The sequence below is a fragment of the Methyloceanibacter sp. genome (assembly GCF_050728395.1).
In the GTDB taxonomy this organism is placed as follows: Bacteria; Pseudomonadota; Alphaproteobacteria; order Rhizobiales; family Methyloligellaceae; genus Methyloceanibacter.
This window is the reverse complement of record NZ_JBOHJB010000017.1, coordinates 1-14,518: the sequence shown is the minus strand read 5'-3', so window position 1 is coordinate 14,518 and position 14,518 is coordinate 1. Positions and strand designations below refer to the sequence as shown.

Here is a 14,518-nt window from a genome sequence, read left to right as displayed (position 1 = left end):
ATGACGAAGCCCGGGCCGCACAGCCGCGCGCTCATCGTTGGCGGCGGCATTGGCGGACTCACCACGGCCCTTGCGTTCGCGCGAAACGGCATGAGCTCCACGGTTCTCGAGCGCTCCGCTTTCGCCGAGGAGACCGGGGCCGGCATCCAGCTCGGGCCGAATGCAACGCACGCCTTGGCTGAGCTCGGCGTGCTCGATGCAATTGCAGCGGCGGCCTTCACACCCGATGTGCTCCGGCTGTTCGACGGCCTGTCGGGGGCAAGTCTCGCCTCGGTGCCGCTCGGGCGCGTCGCCGAGGAGCGCTATGGCGCCCCCTACCTCACGCTTCACCGCGCCGATCTCCATGCAGGCCTGCTTGCCGCCTGCCGAGGCGACGGCGCGATCGAACTCAGGACCGGCTTCGAGGTCACGGAGGCCGAGACCCTCGCAGAGCCCGTATTCGTCCGTGGCGCGGATGGAACGCGAATCGAAGGCTCCGCTTTGGTTGCCGCCGACGGTCTCTGGTCGCGGCTGCGCGACCGCATCGCTCCCGACGCAGGTTTGCGCTTTTCCGGTGCCACCGCCTGGCGTGCCTTGTTGCCGCGCCGTGAGGCGCAGGCGCCGTTCGACGCCCCGGAGGTCGGACTGTGGCTCGGGCCGCGCGCTCATCTGGTCCACTATCCCGTACGCGGCGGCAAGGACTTGAACATCGTCGCCGTGGTGGAGGGCGGCAGCGCCAAGCAAGGCTGGAGCCGGCGCGCCGAAGCGGATGTCCTGCTGCGAAGCTTCCAGCGCTGGGCTCAACCGGCCAAAGACTTGTTGGAGATGGTCGAGACCTGGCGCTGCTGGTCGCTCATTCGGCTGAAGCCGTTGCCCCGCTGGACGGACGGGCGCATGGCGCTTCTCGGCGATGCCGCCCATCCCGTGCTGCCCTATCTCGCCCAAGGCGCTGCTCTCGCCATCGAGGACGCCGTTGTGCTGGCGGCAAGCCTCAAGGCTGCCGGCGGCGACGCATTGGCTGCGTTTCCTCGCTACCAGTCGCTGCGCATGGAGCGTGCCGCCCGCGTCCAAGCCCAGGCCGCGCGTTTCGGACGCATCTACCATCTCCGCGGACCGCTGGCGTTCGCGCGTAATTTTCTGCTTGGGCGAAGGCGCCCAGAGTCTCTGCTGCAAAGCTTCGACTGGCTCTACGGAAATTGGGATACCTAGCTGGCGGGGGTCGTCTTTTTCGGCCCCGCCGTCAACAAGACAAGCGTCCCGGCGAGCGCCGACAGCAGCGACCCTGCCAGCACGGCAAGCTTGAGCACCACTTCCTTTTCCGGATCAGTAAAGGCGAGCAAGCCTATGAAAAGACTCATGGTGAAGCCAATGCCGCAGAGTAGCGAGACCCCGTAAATGTGGCGCCAACTGGCGCCGGCCGGAAGCGCGGCAATACGCGCCCTCTTGGCCAGATACACCGCAGAAAGAATTCCGATCTGCTTGCCAAGGAAGAGACCGCCGACGATCCCCAGTCCAAGCGGCGACAGCACCAACATCTGGCCGGCCGAGTCGATCGACAGGCCGGCATTGGCGAAGGCGAAGATCGGCAACACGACGAACGCCACCCACGGCGAGAGCGCGCGTTCCATGCTGTGCAGCAGCGAGTGCCCGTTGTCGTCGGTGCCGTTGATGGGAATCATCATGGCCAGTACCACGCCGGCGAGCGTCGCATGGATGCCTGAGAACAGCATCGCAATCCACAGCAGCACGCCGAGCAGGACGTAGGGGAGAAGCCGTGTCTCCCCGCGCCGGTTGAGCCAATAGAGCACGGCCGCGAACACCGCGGCGACGGCAAGCGCCGCGATGGAAAGACCGGAAGCGTAGAAGGTTGCGATGATGAGGATCGCGCCGAGATCGTCGATGATGGCGAGCGAAGTGAGGAAGACCTTGAGCGAGCCCGGTACCCGCGAGCCGACCAGGGCGAGCACGCCAAGCGCAAAGGCGATGTCGGTCGCGGTAGGAACCGCCCAGCCGCGCCAATTCTCCGGATGAGGGAAATTGACGGCCATGAAGATCACCGCCGGCACGAACATGCCGCCGAAAGCCGCGACCAGCGGAAGCGTGCGGCGCCGCCAGGTGTCGAGCTGGCCCTCCACCATCTCCCGCTTGATCTCGAGCCCGACCAAGAGAAAGAAAAAGGCCATCAGCCCATCATTGATCCAATGCAGGAGGTCGAGCCCCCCGATTGGCGCGTGCAAAACGTCCTTGTAGCTCTGGGCAAGCGGAGAATTTGCTGCGACGAGACCGAGCGCGGCGCTTGCCATCAACACAAGGCCGCCCAACGCCTCGGACTCGATGAAGCGTTGGAACGTCGTTCTCGTGCGGCGCGATGAGGACATGAGCGGACCCCGGCGATCTACGCTGCCCTATAACCGGGGGGCTACAGTCGGCCAACCCAATTCACACGCGGGGTTGAAGGCTCACGTCCGGGTGTGGGAAGCGGCCGCACCCTTTACGAATGCACCCGCTTTCCAAGCCGTCGAATCTAAAAGCTCTTGGCCTAATGCCCCGGAGCGCCCCGGCGGGCCGTCTCATACAGGAACCACACGCGCCGTTCGGCCTGGTCGATCCAATTCTCGATGAGACTCGCGGTCGCCACGTCGTTCTCCTCGTCGCAAAGCGCGTGGGTCTCGCGCAAGGCGGTGATCACCGCCTGGTTGTCGGAGCGGAGCTCGGCCAGCATGTCGAGCGGATCGACATAGTCTGCGTCGTTGTCTGGGATGCGCTTGAGACGGGCGACCTCACCGATGGAATGGACTGTGAGGCCTCCGACCTTGCGCACCCGCTCGGCAATATCGTCGGTGGTGGCGAAGATCTGGTCGGCCTGCTCGTCGAACATCAGGTGATAGTCGCGGAAATGCGGTCCGCTGACGTGCCAGTGGAAGTTCTTGGTCTTCAAATAGAGCGCGAACATATCGGCGAGTAGCGTGTTGAGCGCGGCGGTGATATCGCGACTGGCATTGCTGCCGAGATCGGTCGGGGTCTGGAGTGGCGCCTTGCGGCGCTCCTTTACGTCCTTATCCATGTGCATGTCTCCTTGGCGGGAATGGTGCGATAACGCATCTATGTGGCAGCAAGTTGCAAATGCGCTTGTTGCCGCTTGCTGAATTCGTTGCAAAATAATGGCAATTGCGGTTCATGTCCGCACCCGGAAAGAACCAAGGTTTGCCCCGGGAATTGAGGCCCAAGGCGGGCTTCGCTATGCTTTGGGCGTCCGCGCAAAGGAGTATGGCATGTTTATCGCTATGAACCGGTTCAAGGTCCACAAAGGATCTGAGCACGACTTCGAGCAAGTCTGGCTGACGCGCAAGACGCATCTCGAGCAGGTGCCGGGATTCATGGTCTTCCACCTGCTCAAAGGCCCGGAAAAAGACGACCACGTGCTCTACGCTTCTCACAGCGTTTGGCGCTCGCAGAAGCACTTCGAGGCATGGACCCGGTCGGAAGCTTTCCGCAAAGCCCATTCCAGCGCCGGTGCCGGCAAGCCGCTCTATCTCGGTCATCCCGAATTCGAGGGCTTCACCGTCCTGCAGGAAGTAAAGACCGACGCCGGAGCAGGCGTCGCCGCCGAGTGACGATCAGTTGACCCGGGTGACCTGCACCAGATTGTCCGAGAAGGTCGGCGCCCGGCCAAGGCTGCAAAAGGCGTCGGAGGAGATCGAATTCACCGACCCGTCCGAGCGGTTCATGCTCCGCCAATAGCCGAGCGTGGCGACGATCACGCCTTCCTGCACGTCGTCGGTGACGCGGGCGAATCCCTCGAAGTCGCCGCGATCGTTGAACACCCGCACCGGATCGCCCTCGCGGATCGAGCGCTCTTGCGCATCCTTCGGGCTCAGCATGACGAACTGCTCCCCCTGGCCTTTGATCTTGTGCGGCTCGTTGGCGTAGCAGGAATTGAGGAAGCCGTGGCTCTTCGGCGAGATGATGTTGAGCGGATAGTCCGCAGCGCGTGCGGCATTGCTGTCAGGGCTCTCGCGCGGCGGCACATAGCCAGGCAGCGGATCGACGTCCTCTCCCGACTGCATCGCCTCGTACATCATGCGGAACGGGGGCGCGACGAAGTTCTTGGCGTCCCTGACCATGAACTCGACCTTGCCTGAGGGCGTCGGGAAATTTCCGTTGGCGTGCGGCAGCCGGTCGTCTGGCGTGCCGACGGCAAGATGGAAATAACCGTGCTTGCGGAAATGTTCCATGCCGACGCCGGCCATCTGCGGCGCGTCCCATTTCACATAGTGCTCGGCGAGCTCCATATCGCCCATCTTGAACTGGTCGTCGTCGTAGCCCATGCCCGCCGCAAGCAGTCGGAAAATCTCGGCGTTGGACTTCGCCTCGCCGCAAGGCTCGATCGCCTTCTCGTTGATGGTGAGATAGAAATGCCCCCAGGAAAACATCATGTCGTCGTGCTCTCCGGCCATGGTCGCCGGCAGCACGATATCGGCGTAGGCCGCGGTGTCGGTGACGAAATGCTCGGCCGTCACGAAGAACAGATCCTCGCGCGACAGCCCCTTCACGATCTTGTTCGTCTGCGGCGCCTGGCTCACCGGGTTGGTGTTGTAGACGTAAAGGCCCATGATCGGCGGATCGAGCTTCATCTCGCCGGTCAGCGCCTGGCCAAGCTGGAGGTTGTTGACCACCCGCGTGCCTGACCTGATGAAATCCGGACGCGAGACGCGCGCCCAATCGACCGGAAACTCCCAAAGCGGCATCTGCAACAATCCGCCGCCGACATGGCGCCATGAGCCGGCGAGCGCTGGGATGGCGCACACGGCGCGGATGGTCTGACCGCCGCCCGCGTGCCGCTCGAGCGCCACACCCATGCGGATCACGGAAGGCTGGGCTTTGGCGAAGTCCTGAGCAAAGCGGGCGACATCGGCCGCAGGCACGCCGGTGACGCGCTCGACGTAAGCCGGGGTGAACTCCTTGGCGCGCTCGGCAAGCTCCTCGAAGCCGACCGTGTGCTTCTCCACCCACTCGCGGTCGACAAGGCCATTCTCGATCAGCGCGGCGATCACCCCCATGGCGAAGGCGCCGTCGGTGCCGGGTTTCGGCATGATGTGCCAATCGGCCTGCTTGGCGGTGCGCGAGCGGTAGGAATCGATCACCACGACCTTGGCGCCGCGTTTCCGCGCTTCGAGCACGAAGGGCCAATGGTGCAGGTTGGTCGAGATCGAGTTACACGCCCAGATCACGATATATTTCGAATGGACGAAACTCTCCGGATCGACGCCGCCGGTCGGGCCGACCGTGAGCAGCCATGCGGTGGAAGAGCCTGAGGCGCAGAACGTCTTCTCGTTCACCGTCGAGCCGAGCTTGTTGAAGAAGGCATCTCCCGCCGTGAGCCCCTGCACCAGGCCCTCATTGCCGAGATAGGAGTACGGCATGATCGCCTGGCTGCCGTATTTCGCCATGATGTCCTTCCAGCGCGAGCTGATCTCGGCGATCGCCTCGCCCCAGGAGATGCGGGTGAATTGGCGCGAGCCCTTCGGCCCCGAACGGCGCAAAGGATAGAGCACGCGGTCGGGATTGTAGTGATGGTCGTGGTAGTCCTTCAGCTTCACGCAAAGAGTGCCGCGCGTCATCGGGTGATCCTTGTTGCCGCGCACCTCCACCAGCTTGCCGTCCTCCACCTCGTAAACCATGGCGCAGGTGTCGGGGCAGTCATGGGGACACCCGCCGAAGAACGTTTTGCGTGCAGGCTGATCGTTCATGCCTTGAGCCCTCCTTAGAAACTTGCACGCCGGCTTCTGCTGGCCGGCAATCGCATCAGCCTAAGGACGCGCCGCGCGCTTGTCGATCAGCAAGAAGGAGAAGATCCAAGACCTTGGCGGGGGCTCCGCGAAGCCTAGGCGACGCGGACAAAAGGGGACTGGACGAAAGCGCCCGAGCCTTTCATATATTTGTCTTGCGGGCGACGGCCTCCGCGCTCAAATGGCCGAAATCAGCCCCCTTCGTAACGATTAGGCGGCCCGGCATTGCTTAAGCACAATGCACATTGAGCCCGTATACCGCTGCCTCCGGAGGCGCCGTTGAACCAGGCAAAATCCCTCGACCAGGCGCTCGCGGAGGCGTTTCTGAAGGCGGACCATCTCCCGGCGCCCTTGGATCAACGGCTCAAGGTCTACCTCGGGGAGTCGCGCGCTCTGCTTCCCGAGCTTGAGGCGACCTACGATCAGCTCGTTGCCCGCATCGCCGACAATGTCCATTCAAGCAACCAAGTGCCCGCGGTCGGCGAGATCTTGCCTGATTTCTGCCTGACCGACAGCGAAGGGAAGCTTGTCGACCTTGCCGCACTGCTGGACAAGTGCCCGCTCGTGATCAGCTTCAATCGCGGGCCCTGGTGCGACTATTGCGGGCTCGAGCTTCATTCGCTCGCCCGGGCCTATCCCGAAATCGTCGCTGCCGGCGGCGACGTGGTCTCCATCGTGCCTGAGACCGCCAAATATGCGCGCAACCTTCAGGCAACGCGCGGGGTGCCGTTCCGCGTGCTCACCGACATGGATCTCGGCTATGCCCTCAGTCTGGGGCTTGCGTTCTGGGTCGGGCAAAAGATCATGGACATGTACCGGGGCTTTGGCATCGACCTTGCCCAGTTCCAGGGAAATGGCGGCTGGTTCCTGCCCATCCCGGCCACCCTCGTGGTCGGGAGCGACGGCCGGGTCAAAACCCGCTTCGTCGACCCCGACTTCCGCCACCGCATGCGGACCGAGGACATCGTGAAAGCGGTGCGCGAAGCCGCCCAGGACTGAGCCTATGCCGCGATCAGCTTCGTTCAGGCGCTTGCCAGGCAAGGCTAAACAAGCGGGACAAAAGCCGCGGCGGCTAAAGTTTTCCTACCGGCCCCCCTCGCTGAGGCTCTAAACTCAGCCGTCGCAATTGGGGGGAATGCTCATGTCACTCGGCACAATTCTTGTCATCGTTCTGATTCTGATCCTGCTCGGCGTCATTCCGACCTGGGGCCACAGCCGGGCTTGGGGCTATGGACCGTCCGGCATCGTCGGCCTGATCCTGATTATCCTCTTGATCCTACTGTTGCTTGGGAAGCTCTAGCCCGGCCACGACGTCAGGGGATCGCGGGTTGGCTATGCAGACTCGCGATTCTCGTTTGACAAGAACCCTGTCGGCTGGCGGACACCGATTTCAAGACTCGCCCTGAGCAGCAGGAATAGCGCCAGCGCATTCAACAGATGCCAGGCGAAGTGCGTGCCGATTTTGCGCCCTTGGAACTGGTAGGCGTCGCACAACGCAAGATCGAGGGAGCGGAACGTCACCGAGATGGCGAAGATCAACGCCGCCCAGAGAATGAAGGGGGCGGCCGGATGTTTCCGTTCGGCGAGCAATCCTCCGACGATCGCCATGGCGAGCAGCGCCGGCAGATAGACGAGGCTGCCGTTCAGGCACTCAGAGGCGCCGGTGACCTCTGAACCTGGGAAGCCGATGCCGCCGCCCCAGCATTTGAGCTGCATGGTCAAAAACACAATTGCCGCAAAGCCGATCAGCGTGAGCACGGTCCAGCCCGGTGCCACGCCCAAGAAGCGGTTCAGCGCAAAGCCGAGATAGACCAGCATGAAAAGGTCGATGGGGATGACGTCGGCGAGCAAGGACGCCCGGTCGGCCAAGAGATGGAAGGCGAGGCTGCCGAGCCCGATCACGAACACAAGAGCGATGAGCAGGAAATGGTCGGCGCTCCGCATCTCCCTCGGCCGGCGCAACAACAGCAGGAGCGCGACGAGCGCCGCCAGCAAAAAGGCGGCATTGCTTGCGGCGTTGAACGGCTCGGCTAAGAGCGCGTCGCTGCTGCCCCGCTCGCAATAAAGGAACACGTGCTCGCTCAGGCCCATGGCGCTCCTCCTCCCAGCGCTAGGAAGGCTCGTTGGCCTGCGAAAGTTCCATGCTAGCCGCCTTTCAATTCCCCCCTTCGCGTCCTATGCTCGACTTTGAAAGGCCGGAGCTTGGGGGACTTATTGTGAAGCCCGCAAACACTGTCGCGATTGTCGTCGGCGTGGTCGTGCTCGGCGTGGGCGTCCGCGCCGGACCTGCCGACGCGGAACGATGGCGGCAGCCGGTTACCGACCCCGCTCATCCCCACATCACCGTTCAGAGCGACCTATATCCTTCCGAGACCATCTCGGCGCCGGTCCGCAGCGGCCCGCGCGGCGATGAGGTGCGGCTGCCAGGAGGGACCTGGGTTCCTTGCGGCTTCAATTGCTATTTCACGCTGAGAAATGCGACGATCGATTTCTGGCGGCGCTACGACGTGTTTCCTCAATAGGACATCCATCCTCATGCCGAGGAGCGCATCGAGATGCGCGTCTTGAAGCATGGGCCTTATCCTTCGCGACGGCTGCCCTCATCCTGAGCTGGCCATCCTCTTCTTAGAGTCGCTCGCTCAGCTCGCCCTCAGGATGAGGATGGCCTGTCGAAGGACGGCCCTCCTCTATTCGTCCTGCGGGATGTCTTCCTCGTTGATGGGAGGACCTTCTTCGTCGTTGTCGTCGCTCTGCGGCATGCCGAGGCTCGTTTTGCACTCGTCCTCGAATCCTTCGTTTTTCGCCATCAGCTCTTCGAGGGTGGGATAGTTCGCCGCGTCCTCGTCGGTGATCTCGTCCTTGTGCATCTTGGTCATCATGTCGACGTCGGACTGGCTGATCTTCTTATCTTTGAACTTTCCGGCGATACACTCGCAATAGAGTTGCGGCGTGGCCTTGCCGCCGCTCGCCGCAAAGCCAGGCTCGTCGGTGACCACGGGATCGGCGACACAAGCAGCAAGAAAGGCGTCGGTGTTAAGCGCGCCGGCCGGTGCAGCCTCGGCACCCCCTGCCGCGAGAAGGAGAAGCGCTGCAACGATAGGGCCGCGCATCAGACCATCGACCATACTACCCTCCAATGGCGTGCAGCGCGGCTCTGGCAAGAGGGGCTTAACTGCCGCGCCCAAGCATAAGAAAGGAATCGGCCTACCGGCAACTGTCCAAAGTGGCCATCACCGCGGCGATCTCGGTTTTTGGTTGAGAGACTTTCTTACTGCTTCTTGGGCTCCAGGGCGAGCCGAATATGCAGTTCTTTCAACTGTTTAGCGCTCACTTCGGAAGGTGCGCCCATAAGCAAATCTTCCGCCTGCTGATTCATGGGGAACATGACGACCTGCCGCAGATTCTCCTCGCCGCAAAGCAGCATGACGATGCGGTCGATGCCGGGCGCGATGCCGCCATGGGGCGGCGCTCCATATTGCAACGCGCGCAACATGCCGCCGAAGCGCTGCTCGAGATCGTCTTTGGAATAGCCGGCAAGGGCGAAGGCCTTCTCCATGATCTCGGGCTTATGGTTGCGGATGGCGCCGGAGGACAGCTCCACGCCGTTGCAGACGAGATCGTATTGCAAAGCGAGGATGTCTTCAGGCTCCATGCTCTCGAGCGCTTCGAAGCCGCCTTGCGGCATGGAGAACGGATTGTGTGAGAAGTCGATCTTCTTCTCCTCCTCGTTCCACTCATACATGGGGAAATCGACCACCCAGCAGAACTCGAAGCGATCGTGAGCGATAAGGCCGAGCTCCGAGCCGAGCTTCGTGCGCGCGCGGCCGGCGAAATCGACGAACTCCTTAGGCAGACCCGCGATGAAGAACACGGCGTCGCCGCCCCTCAGGCCAAGCTGCTCGCGGATTGCTTGGGTGCGCACAGGGCCGAGGTTGTTGGCGATGGGCCCCTTGCCGGGAGGATCGGCCTCTGCGGCGGCGCCGCTCGCCGCCTTCTCGAAGCTGATATAGCCCATGCCCCTTTGGCCCTCGGCGATCGCCCAGGCGTTCATGCGGTCGCAGAAGGCGCGTGAGCCGCCGCCCGGCGCGGGGATCGCCCAAATGCGCGTGTTCTCGTCCATCTCGATCATGCCGGCGAACAGCTTGAAGCCGGAGCCGCGGAAATGCTCGGTCACGTCCTGCATCTCGATCGGGTTGCGCAGATCGGGCTTGTCGGTGCCGTATTGCCGCATCGCCTCGGCATAAGGGATGCGCGGGAATTTCGGCGTCACCGCCTTGTGGCCGCCGAATTCCTCGAACAACCCGCGCATGATCGGCTCGACCGTGTCGAACACGTCCTCCTGCGTGACGAAGCTCATTTCGAGATCGAGCTGATAGAACTCCCCAGGCGAGCGGTCGGCCCGGGCGTCCTCGTCGCGGAAGCAGGCCGCGATCTGGAAATAGCGATCGAAGCCGGCGATCATGATCAGCTGCTTGAACTGCTGCGGCGCCTGGGGCAGCGCGTAGAATTTCCCCGGATGCACGCGGCTCGGCACGAGATAGTCGCGCGCGCCTTCAGGCGAGGAGGCCGTGAGGATCGGGGTCTGAAACTCGAAGAAGCCAGCCTCCCGCATGCGGTTCCGCAGCGACCAGATGATCGCCTGCCGCTTCATGATGTTGGCGTGCAGGCTCTCGCGGCGGAGGTCGAGGAAGCGATATTTGAGCCGCGTCTCCTCCGGATAGTCAGGCTCGCCGAACACCGGCAACGGCAGCTCCTTCGCCTCCGACAGCACCTCGAACGCCTTGGCCCTGACCTCAATCTCTCCGGTTGGCAGACTTGGATTGATGGTTTCGGCGGAGCGCGCGACGACCTCGCCATCGACGCGCACGACCCATTCCGGTTTCAGCTTTTCCGCCTCGGCGAAGGCCGGCGAAGCCGGATCGACCACGCATTGGGTGATGCCGTAATGGTCGCGAAGATCGATGAACAGCAACCCGCCATGGTCGCGCACGCGGTGCACCCAGCCGGAGAGCCTGACGGTTTGGCCGACATTCTCTTTCCGCAACTCGCCACAGGTTTTGGTGCGATAGGGGTGCATGACAGGAGGACAAAGTTGATGGGAGGATCGCGCCGGAACAGCGCATGGGACGACCCGCCTTGTCAAGGCAAGCGGCGGTTCTGGAACAAAGCGAGCGCGCCCGAGTTTATTGGCCATGCGGCACATTGAGGGAGAATTTCAATGTTTAGGATTGTTGAGAGCCTTCCCATAAGAACGCGTTTGCCCATTGAGGCCTGGGCACTCGCGGGGCTCGTGGCACTCTTCTCGTTGGTGTCCTCGCTCGTGCACATGTCGGACGCCGACCACACGCGGCCGAGCCTTGAGCAAGCGACCGATCAGGTAAAGTCAGCGCAACAAGCGCGTGTTTGAGCGATCGGCTTAACCACGAGCCATGAGCCCTGCGGCCCATCGCCGCCTCTGCCAGTAACCGAGTCAGAGAACCATCGCCCCGGCTTCCTGCGGTCGGTGCTACCGGCGGGCGCTGGGCCCCCGGCGATCAAAGTACGGGGTAAGTCGATTGACGTCGATCGGCGCACTTGGCCTTGAGCCGCGGCTTAAGCTATATCCGCACCCGATGCCTCTCGTTACCCGCACCGAGGACCTGGCCGAGGCTTGCGCACGGCTTGGCGCTGCCCCTTTTGTGGCGGTGGACACCGAGTTCATGCGCGAGCAGACCTTTTGGCCCCGGCTCTGCCTCATTCAGATGGCGGCGAACGGCACTGAGATCCTGGTGGACAGTCTCGCGCCGGGTCTAGACCTTCAGCCCTTTTTCGATCTGATGGTCAACGAGCAGGTACTGAAGGTCTTTCATTCGGCGCGCCAAGACGTTGAAATTGTCCATCATTTGGCGCGGGTGATCCCGCGTCCGATCTTCGACACGCAAGTTGCCGCCATGGTCTGCGGCTTCGGCGAGGCGGTGAGCTACTCGATGCTGGTGAAGCGGTTGCTGAACCGCAACCTGGACAAGACCTCGCGCTTCACCGACTGGAGCCGCCGGCCCCTCTCCGAGCGCCAGTTCACCTATGCGCTCGGCGACGTTGAGCATCTTCGCGATCTCTACCCCAAGCTCCGCAGCCAGCTCGACCGGTCGGAGCGCGCAAGCTGGCTCAACGAGGAGATGGCGGTGCTCACCGACCCTGCGACCTACGAGCTTCATCCCGAGCACGCCTGGAAGCGACTCAAGATGAGGATCAAGACGCCGAAGTCTCTGGCCGTGCTCATGGAACTTGCCGCCTGGCGCGAACGCGAGGCTCAGAGCCAGGACGTGCCGCGCGCCCGCATCCTGAAGGATGAGGCGCTTTACGACATTGCGAGCCAAGCGCCGCGGACAACCGAGGATCTCGGCTCGCTCAGGACCCTGCATAACGGCTTCGCCCGCTCCATGCGCGGCCGCGCCGTGCTCGAGGCGGTGTCCAAGGGGCTCGAGCGCGATCCAAAGACAATCCCGCCGATCGAGCGCGGCGAACCGATGCCGCCGGAGGCGCAAGCCGTAGTCGACCTCCTGCGGGTGCTGCTCAAGGCAACCGCCGGCAAACATGGGGTGGCGCCGAAGCTGATCGCGACCAGCGATGAGCTGGAAGAGATCGCCCGCTCCGATGACATCGACGTGCCGGTTCTGCGCGGCTGGCGGCGGAAGCTGTTCGGCGACGATGCGCTTGCCTTGAAGCGGGGCGAGCTCGCCCTCGTCATCAAAGGGAGCGAGGTCACGGTGCTACCGGCGGGCGAGCCAAAGAACAAGCGAGACCAGCAGGCTCGCGAGGATTGAGGTGGTAATCGGCAGGTAGAGCACGAAGCTGGGCAGCCTGCCGAGACCGAAGCGGATGCTGGGAACTCCCCAATATGCGCCGTTACTCCTCGGGCAGCCAAGGATCGCACACACGCAGTAACTCGAACCGAATTTCTGATGCGGTACCTGTTAGATCTACAGTGGCAAACCGAATTGCGTGTCCTTGGATCACTGCCGTCTCGTCAACCTTCTGCTCGACGGTTGGATGCAGGAACAAGCCCTGAGCTCGATCAGCGAGCACATCGAGACCTGCTTGTGAGCGTAGGTATGAGTACATTTGGTACAGGTATCCGCTTCGCAAGCTCTCTTCTCGATACCAACCCTTGGTCAAAACGGTATTGAATTTCGTATCGATGACAATACGTCGGCACGCGTGAGCATCCTCCAAAATCACGTCCGTGCGCATCATCGGTAGAACTTTGTCGATCTGCGACGTCTTCTTCTCGATCTGCCACGCAAGCCTTTTGCCGCATGTGACTTGCCATTTCTTGGGGTTCAACACGACCTCGTAAAATCCGCCGACCGCTCTTTCGTAGAGATGACGGACCCAGCGCTCCTCCTTATCAGGCAGGGGCAGGAAATTAGATCCTACGGCTTCATTAGGTAGCGTAAGGTCAAAGGCCAATTTGGCCGCAGCAACCATGATCCGATCATCGGCATCATGGCGGCCGAAACGATCTTTGCTCAGCTGCATACGCGTAGGTGGATTGCCTGACACTCCCAGCGATTTCATATCGTTTGCAAGTTTTCGGCAGTAATGAGCCAATTCACTCCGTTGCACCACACGGGAGATCGCCTCCAAGGCCGCACGGACAAAACGGTTGCGTGGTGTGTCGATTGTTAGTGTTTCAAATCTGCAGGCGACCCGACCACGCAAAAGAAGATGATTGCACTCGGTCTTCAGGACGTCGATCCGCCCACGAACTCGCCCAAGGATGCCTTCCGAAGATTGGTAGCTCATACTGAGATTGCGGCGCTGGCGCTTTTCAACGGCGTCGGCCAGGATTTCTGCCACTAGGTCGGGCAATTCATCGACACTGTCCTCTAGCCCCACACGACCACTTTTTCGTGTGCGAAACAAATCCGATGCATACAACATGAGAAGCCAGAGATTACGGACGGGAATGCGTCCGACATAGCCAATCCCAATGCTAGTGCGGGTCATCGATATCGATCACCACTCTCGAATGAGCTGATCGAGCGCCTCTTCGGCGCGCTTCGGTGCATCGAACCAGTATTCTTCCAGAAGCGGACCGATTTCCGTTTCGGCCACCTGCCGGAACCATTCTTTGGTAGTTCCGCTTTCGAGGCGATGCGGTGGCGTGACGTAACTGTGGCCAATGCGAAATTGATTGCCGAGTTCGTCGGCGATTTGTTGATTGAGTGCAGTTATCCGGCGTTCAATGTCTCCGACGAGTGTTGGATCAACCCCGCATTCTTTGACTACCCAGTGTCGCCAAGCGTCACCGAGCTTTGGTTCGAGCGTCACGAATGCGAAGCGCCTACGAAAAGCGAGATCTACTAGCGCCAGTGAGCGGTCAGCAATATTCATGGTGCCGATCACGTAGAGATTTTCTGGAATGTGCACAGGCAGTCGCCTGCCGTCAGCATCCGGATAAGCGAGCTCTAACGCTTCGCTCGGTGTCCGCTTTCCTGCCTCCAAAAGTGTTATCAGTTCCCCGAAAATCTGCGCCGGGTTGCCTCTGTTGATCTCCTCGATCACGACGACATACTGAGATGAGAAGTCTTTGGAGGCGGCCTTGATCGCCTCCATGAAAATTCCCTCTGCTATGTTGAGCTTTCCGTCGCCGGTCGGCCGCCACCCTCGTACGAAGTCTTCATATGATAGATTGGGGTGAAACTGGACTGCGCGGAGCTTGTTCTCATCCTTCTGCCCCATGAGTAAGAATCCCAATCGCTTCGCAG

At 61.8% G+C, this 14,518-nt stretch carries 14 protein-coding genes; 6 read left to right on the top strand and 8 right to left on the bottom strand.

The genetic code is table 11. The annotated features are described in order from the left end of the window. Positions 1-1,188: an FAD-dependent monooxygenase gene (locus ACREC7_RS04850; RefSeq protein ID WP_431554565.1), complete on the top strand. Its 1,188-nt coding sequence runs from the start codon at positions 1-3 to the stop codon at positions 1,186-1,188. Here ACREC7_RS04850 and nhaA read toward each other — a convergent pair. Next, positions 1,185-2,357 carry a Na+/H+ antiporter NhaA gene (gene nhaA, locus ACREC7_RS04845; RefSeq protein WP_431554564.1) on the bottom strand — a complete coding sequence of 391 codons (1,173 nt, stop codon included), beginning with the start codon at positions 2,355-2,357 and terminating at the stop codon, positions 1,185-1,187. The two genes, ACREC7_RS04850 and nhaA, sit on opposite strands and share 4 nt — an antisense overlap. 161 nt (positions 2,358-2,518) lie before the next feature. Continuing rightward, positions 2,519-3,043: a Dps family protein gene (locus ACREC7_RS04840; protein WP_431554563.1), complete on the bottom strand. Its 525-nt coding sequence runs from the start codon at positions 3,041-3,043 to the stop codon at positions 2,519-2,521. A gap of 208 nt (positions 3,044-3,251) precedes the next feature. Here ACREC7_RS04840 and ACREC7_RS04835 point away from each other — a divergent pair, with 208 nt between their 5' ends. Next, entirely contained in the window at positions 3,252-3,593 is a 342-nt protein-coding gene (locus ACREC7_RS04835) for an antibiotic biosynthesis monooxygenase family protein (RefSeq protein WP_431554562.1), read from the top strand. A gap of 3 nt (positions 3,594-3,596) precedes the next feature. Here ACREC7_RS04835 and ACREC7_RS04830 read toward each other — a convergent pair whose 3' ends face one another. Beyond that, the gene (locus ACREC7_RS04830; RefSeq protein ID WP_431554561.1) at positions 3,597-5,729 is read right to left on the bottom strand and encodes a molybdopterin-containing oxidoreductase family protein; all 2,133 of its coding nucleotides are present in this window, start codon (positions 5,727-5,729) and stop codon (positions 3,597-3,599) included. A 318-nt stretch (positions 5,730-6,047) separates the two neighbouring features. Here ACREC7_RS04830 and ACREC7_RS04825 point away from each other — a divergent pair, with 318 nt between their 5' ends. Then, positions 6,048-6,767: a peroxiredoxin-like family protein gene (locus ACREC7_RS04825; protein WP_431554560.1), complete on the top strand. Its 720-nt coding sequence runs from the start codon at positions 6,048-6,050 to the stop codon at positions 6,765-6,767. Between the two features lie 142 nt (positions 6,768-6,909). After that, positions 6,910-7,068 carry a DUF3309 family protein gene (locus ACREC7_RS04820; protein ID WP_431554559.1) on the top strand — a complete coding sequence of 53 codons (159 nt, stop codon included), beginning with the start codon at positions 6,910-6,912 and terminating at the stop codon, positions 7,066-7,068. A 32-nt stretch (positions 7,069-7,100) separates the two neighbouring features. Here ACREC7_RS04820 and ACREC7_RS04815 read toward each other — a convergent pair whose 3' ends face one another. Then, entirely contained in the window at positions 7,101-7,859 is a 759-nt protein-coding gene (locus ACREC7_RS04815) for a ceramidase domain-containing protein (protein ID WP_431554558.1), read from the bottom strand. 125 nt (positions 7,860-7,984) lie between these two features. On the opposite strand from ACREC7_RS04815, the gene ACREC7_RS04810 reads away from it, so the two are divergent. Further along, positions 7,985-8,290, top strand: a complete 306-nt coding sequence (locus ACREC7_RS04810) for a hypothetical protein (RefSeq protein WP_431554557.1) — start codon at positions 7,985-7,987, stop codon at positions 8,288-8,290. A gap of 165 nt (positions 8,291-8,455) precedes the next feature. Here the strand turns inward: ACREC7_RS04810 and ACREC7_RS04805 are convergent, their stop codons facing one another. Further along, positions 8,456-8,893: a hypothetical protein gene (locus ACREC7_RS04805; RefSeq protein ID WP_431554556.1), complete on the bottom strand. Its 438-nt coding sequence runs from the start codon at positions 8,891-8,893 to the stop codon at positions 8,456-8,458. Between the two features lie 143 nt (positions 8,894-9,036). Further along, a complete protein-coding gene (gene aspS, locus ACREC7_RS04800; RefSeq protein WP_431554555.1) occupies positions 9,037-10,845 on the bottom strand; it encodes an aspartate--tRNA ligase in 1,809 nt (602 codons plus the stop codon). Positions 10,846-11,323: 478 nt separating this feature from the next. On the opposite strand from aspS, the gene rnd reads away from it, so the two are divergent. Then, entirely contained in the window at positions 11,324-12,571 is a 1,248-nt protein-coding gene (gene rnd, locus ACREC7_RS04795; protein WP_431554554.1) for a ribonuclease D, read from the top strand. 82 nt (positions 12,572-12,653) lie between these two features. Here rnd and mcrC read toward each other — a convergent pair whose 3' ends face one another. Both mcrC and ACREC7_RS04785 read right to left on the bottom strand, forming a co-directional pair. Beyond that, positions 12,654-13,757: a 5-methylcytosine-specific restriction endonuclease system specificity protein McrC gene (gene mcrC, locus ACREC7_RS04790; protein WP_431554553.1), complete on the bottom strand. Its 1,104-nt coding sequence runs from the start codon at positions 13,755-13,757 to the stop codon at positions 12,654-12,656. A gap of 9 nt (positions 13,758-13,766) precedes the next feature. Next, a partial coding sequence (locus tag ACREC7_RS04785) for an AAA family ATPase (protein WP_431554552.1) occupies positions 13,767-14,518 on the bottom strand: 752 nt, incomplete at its 5' end.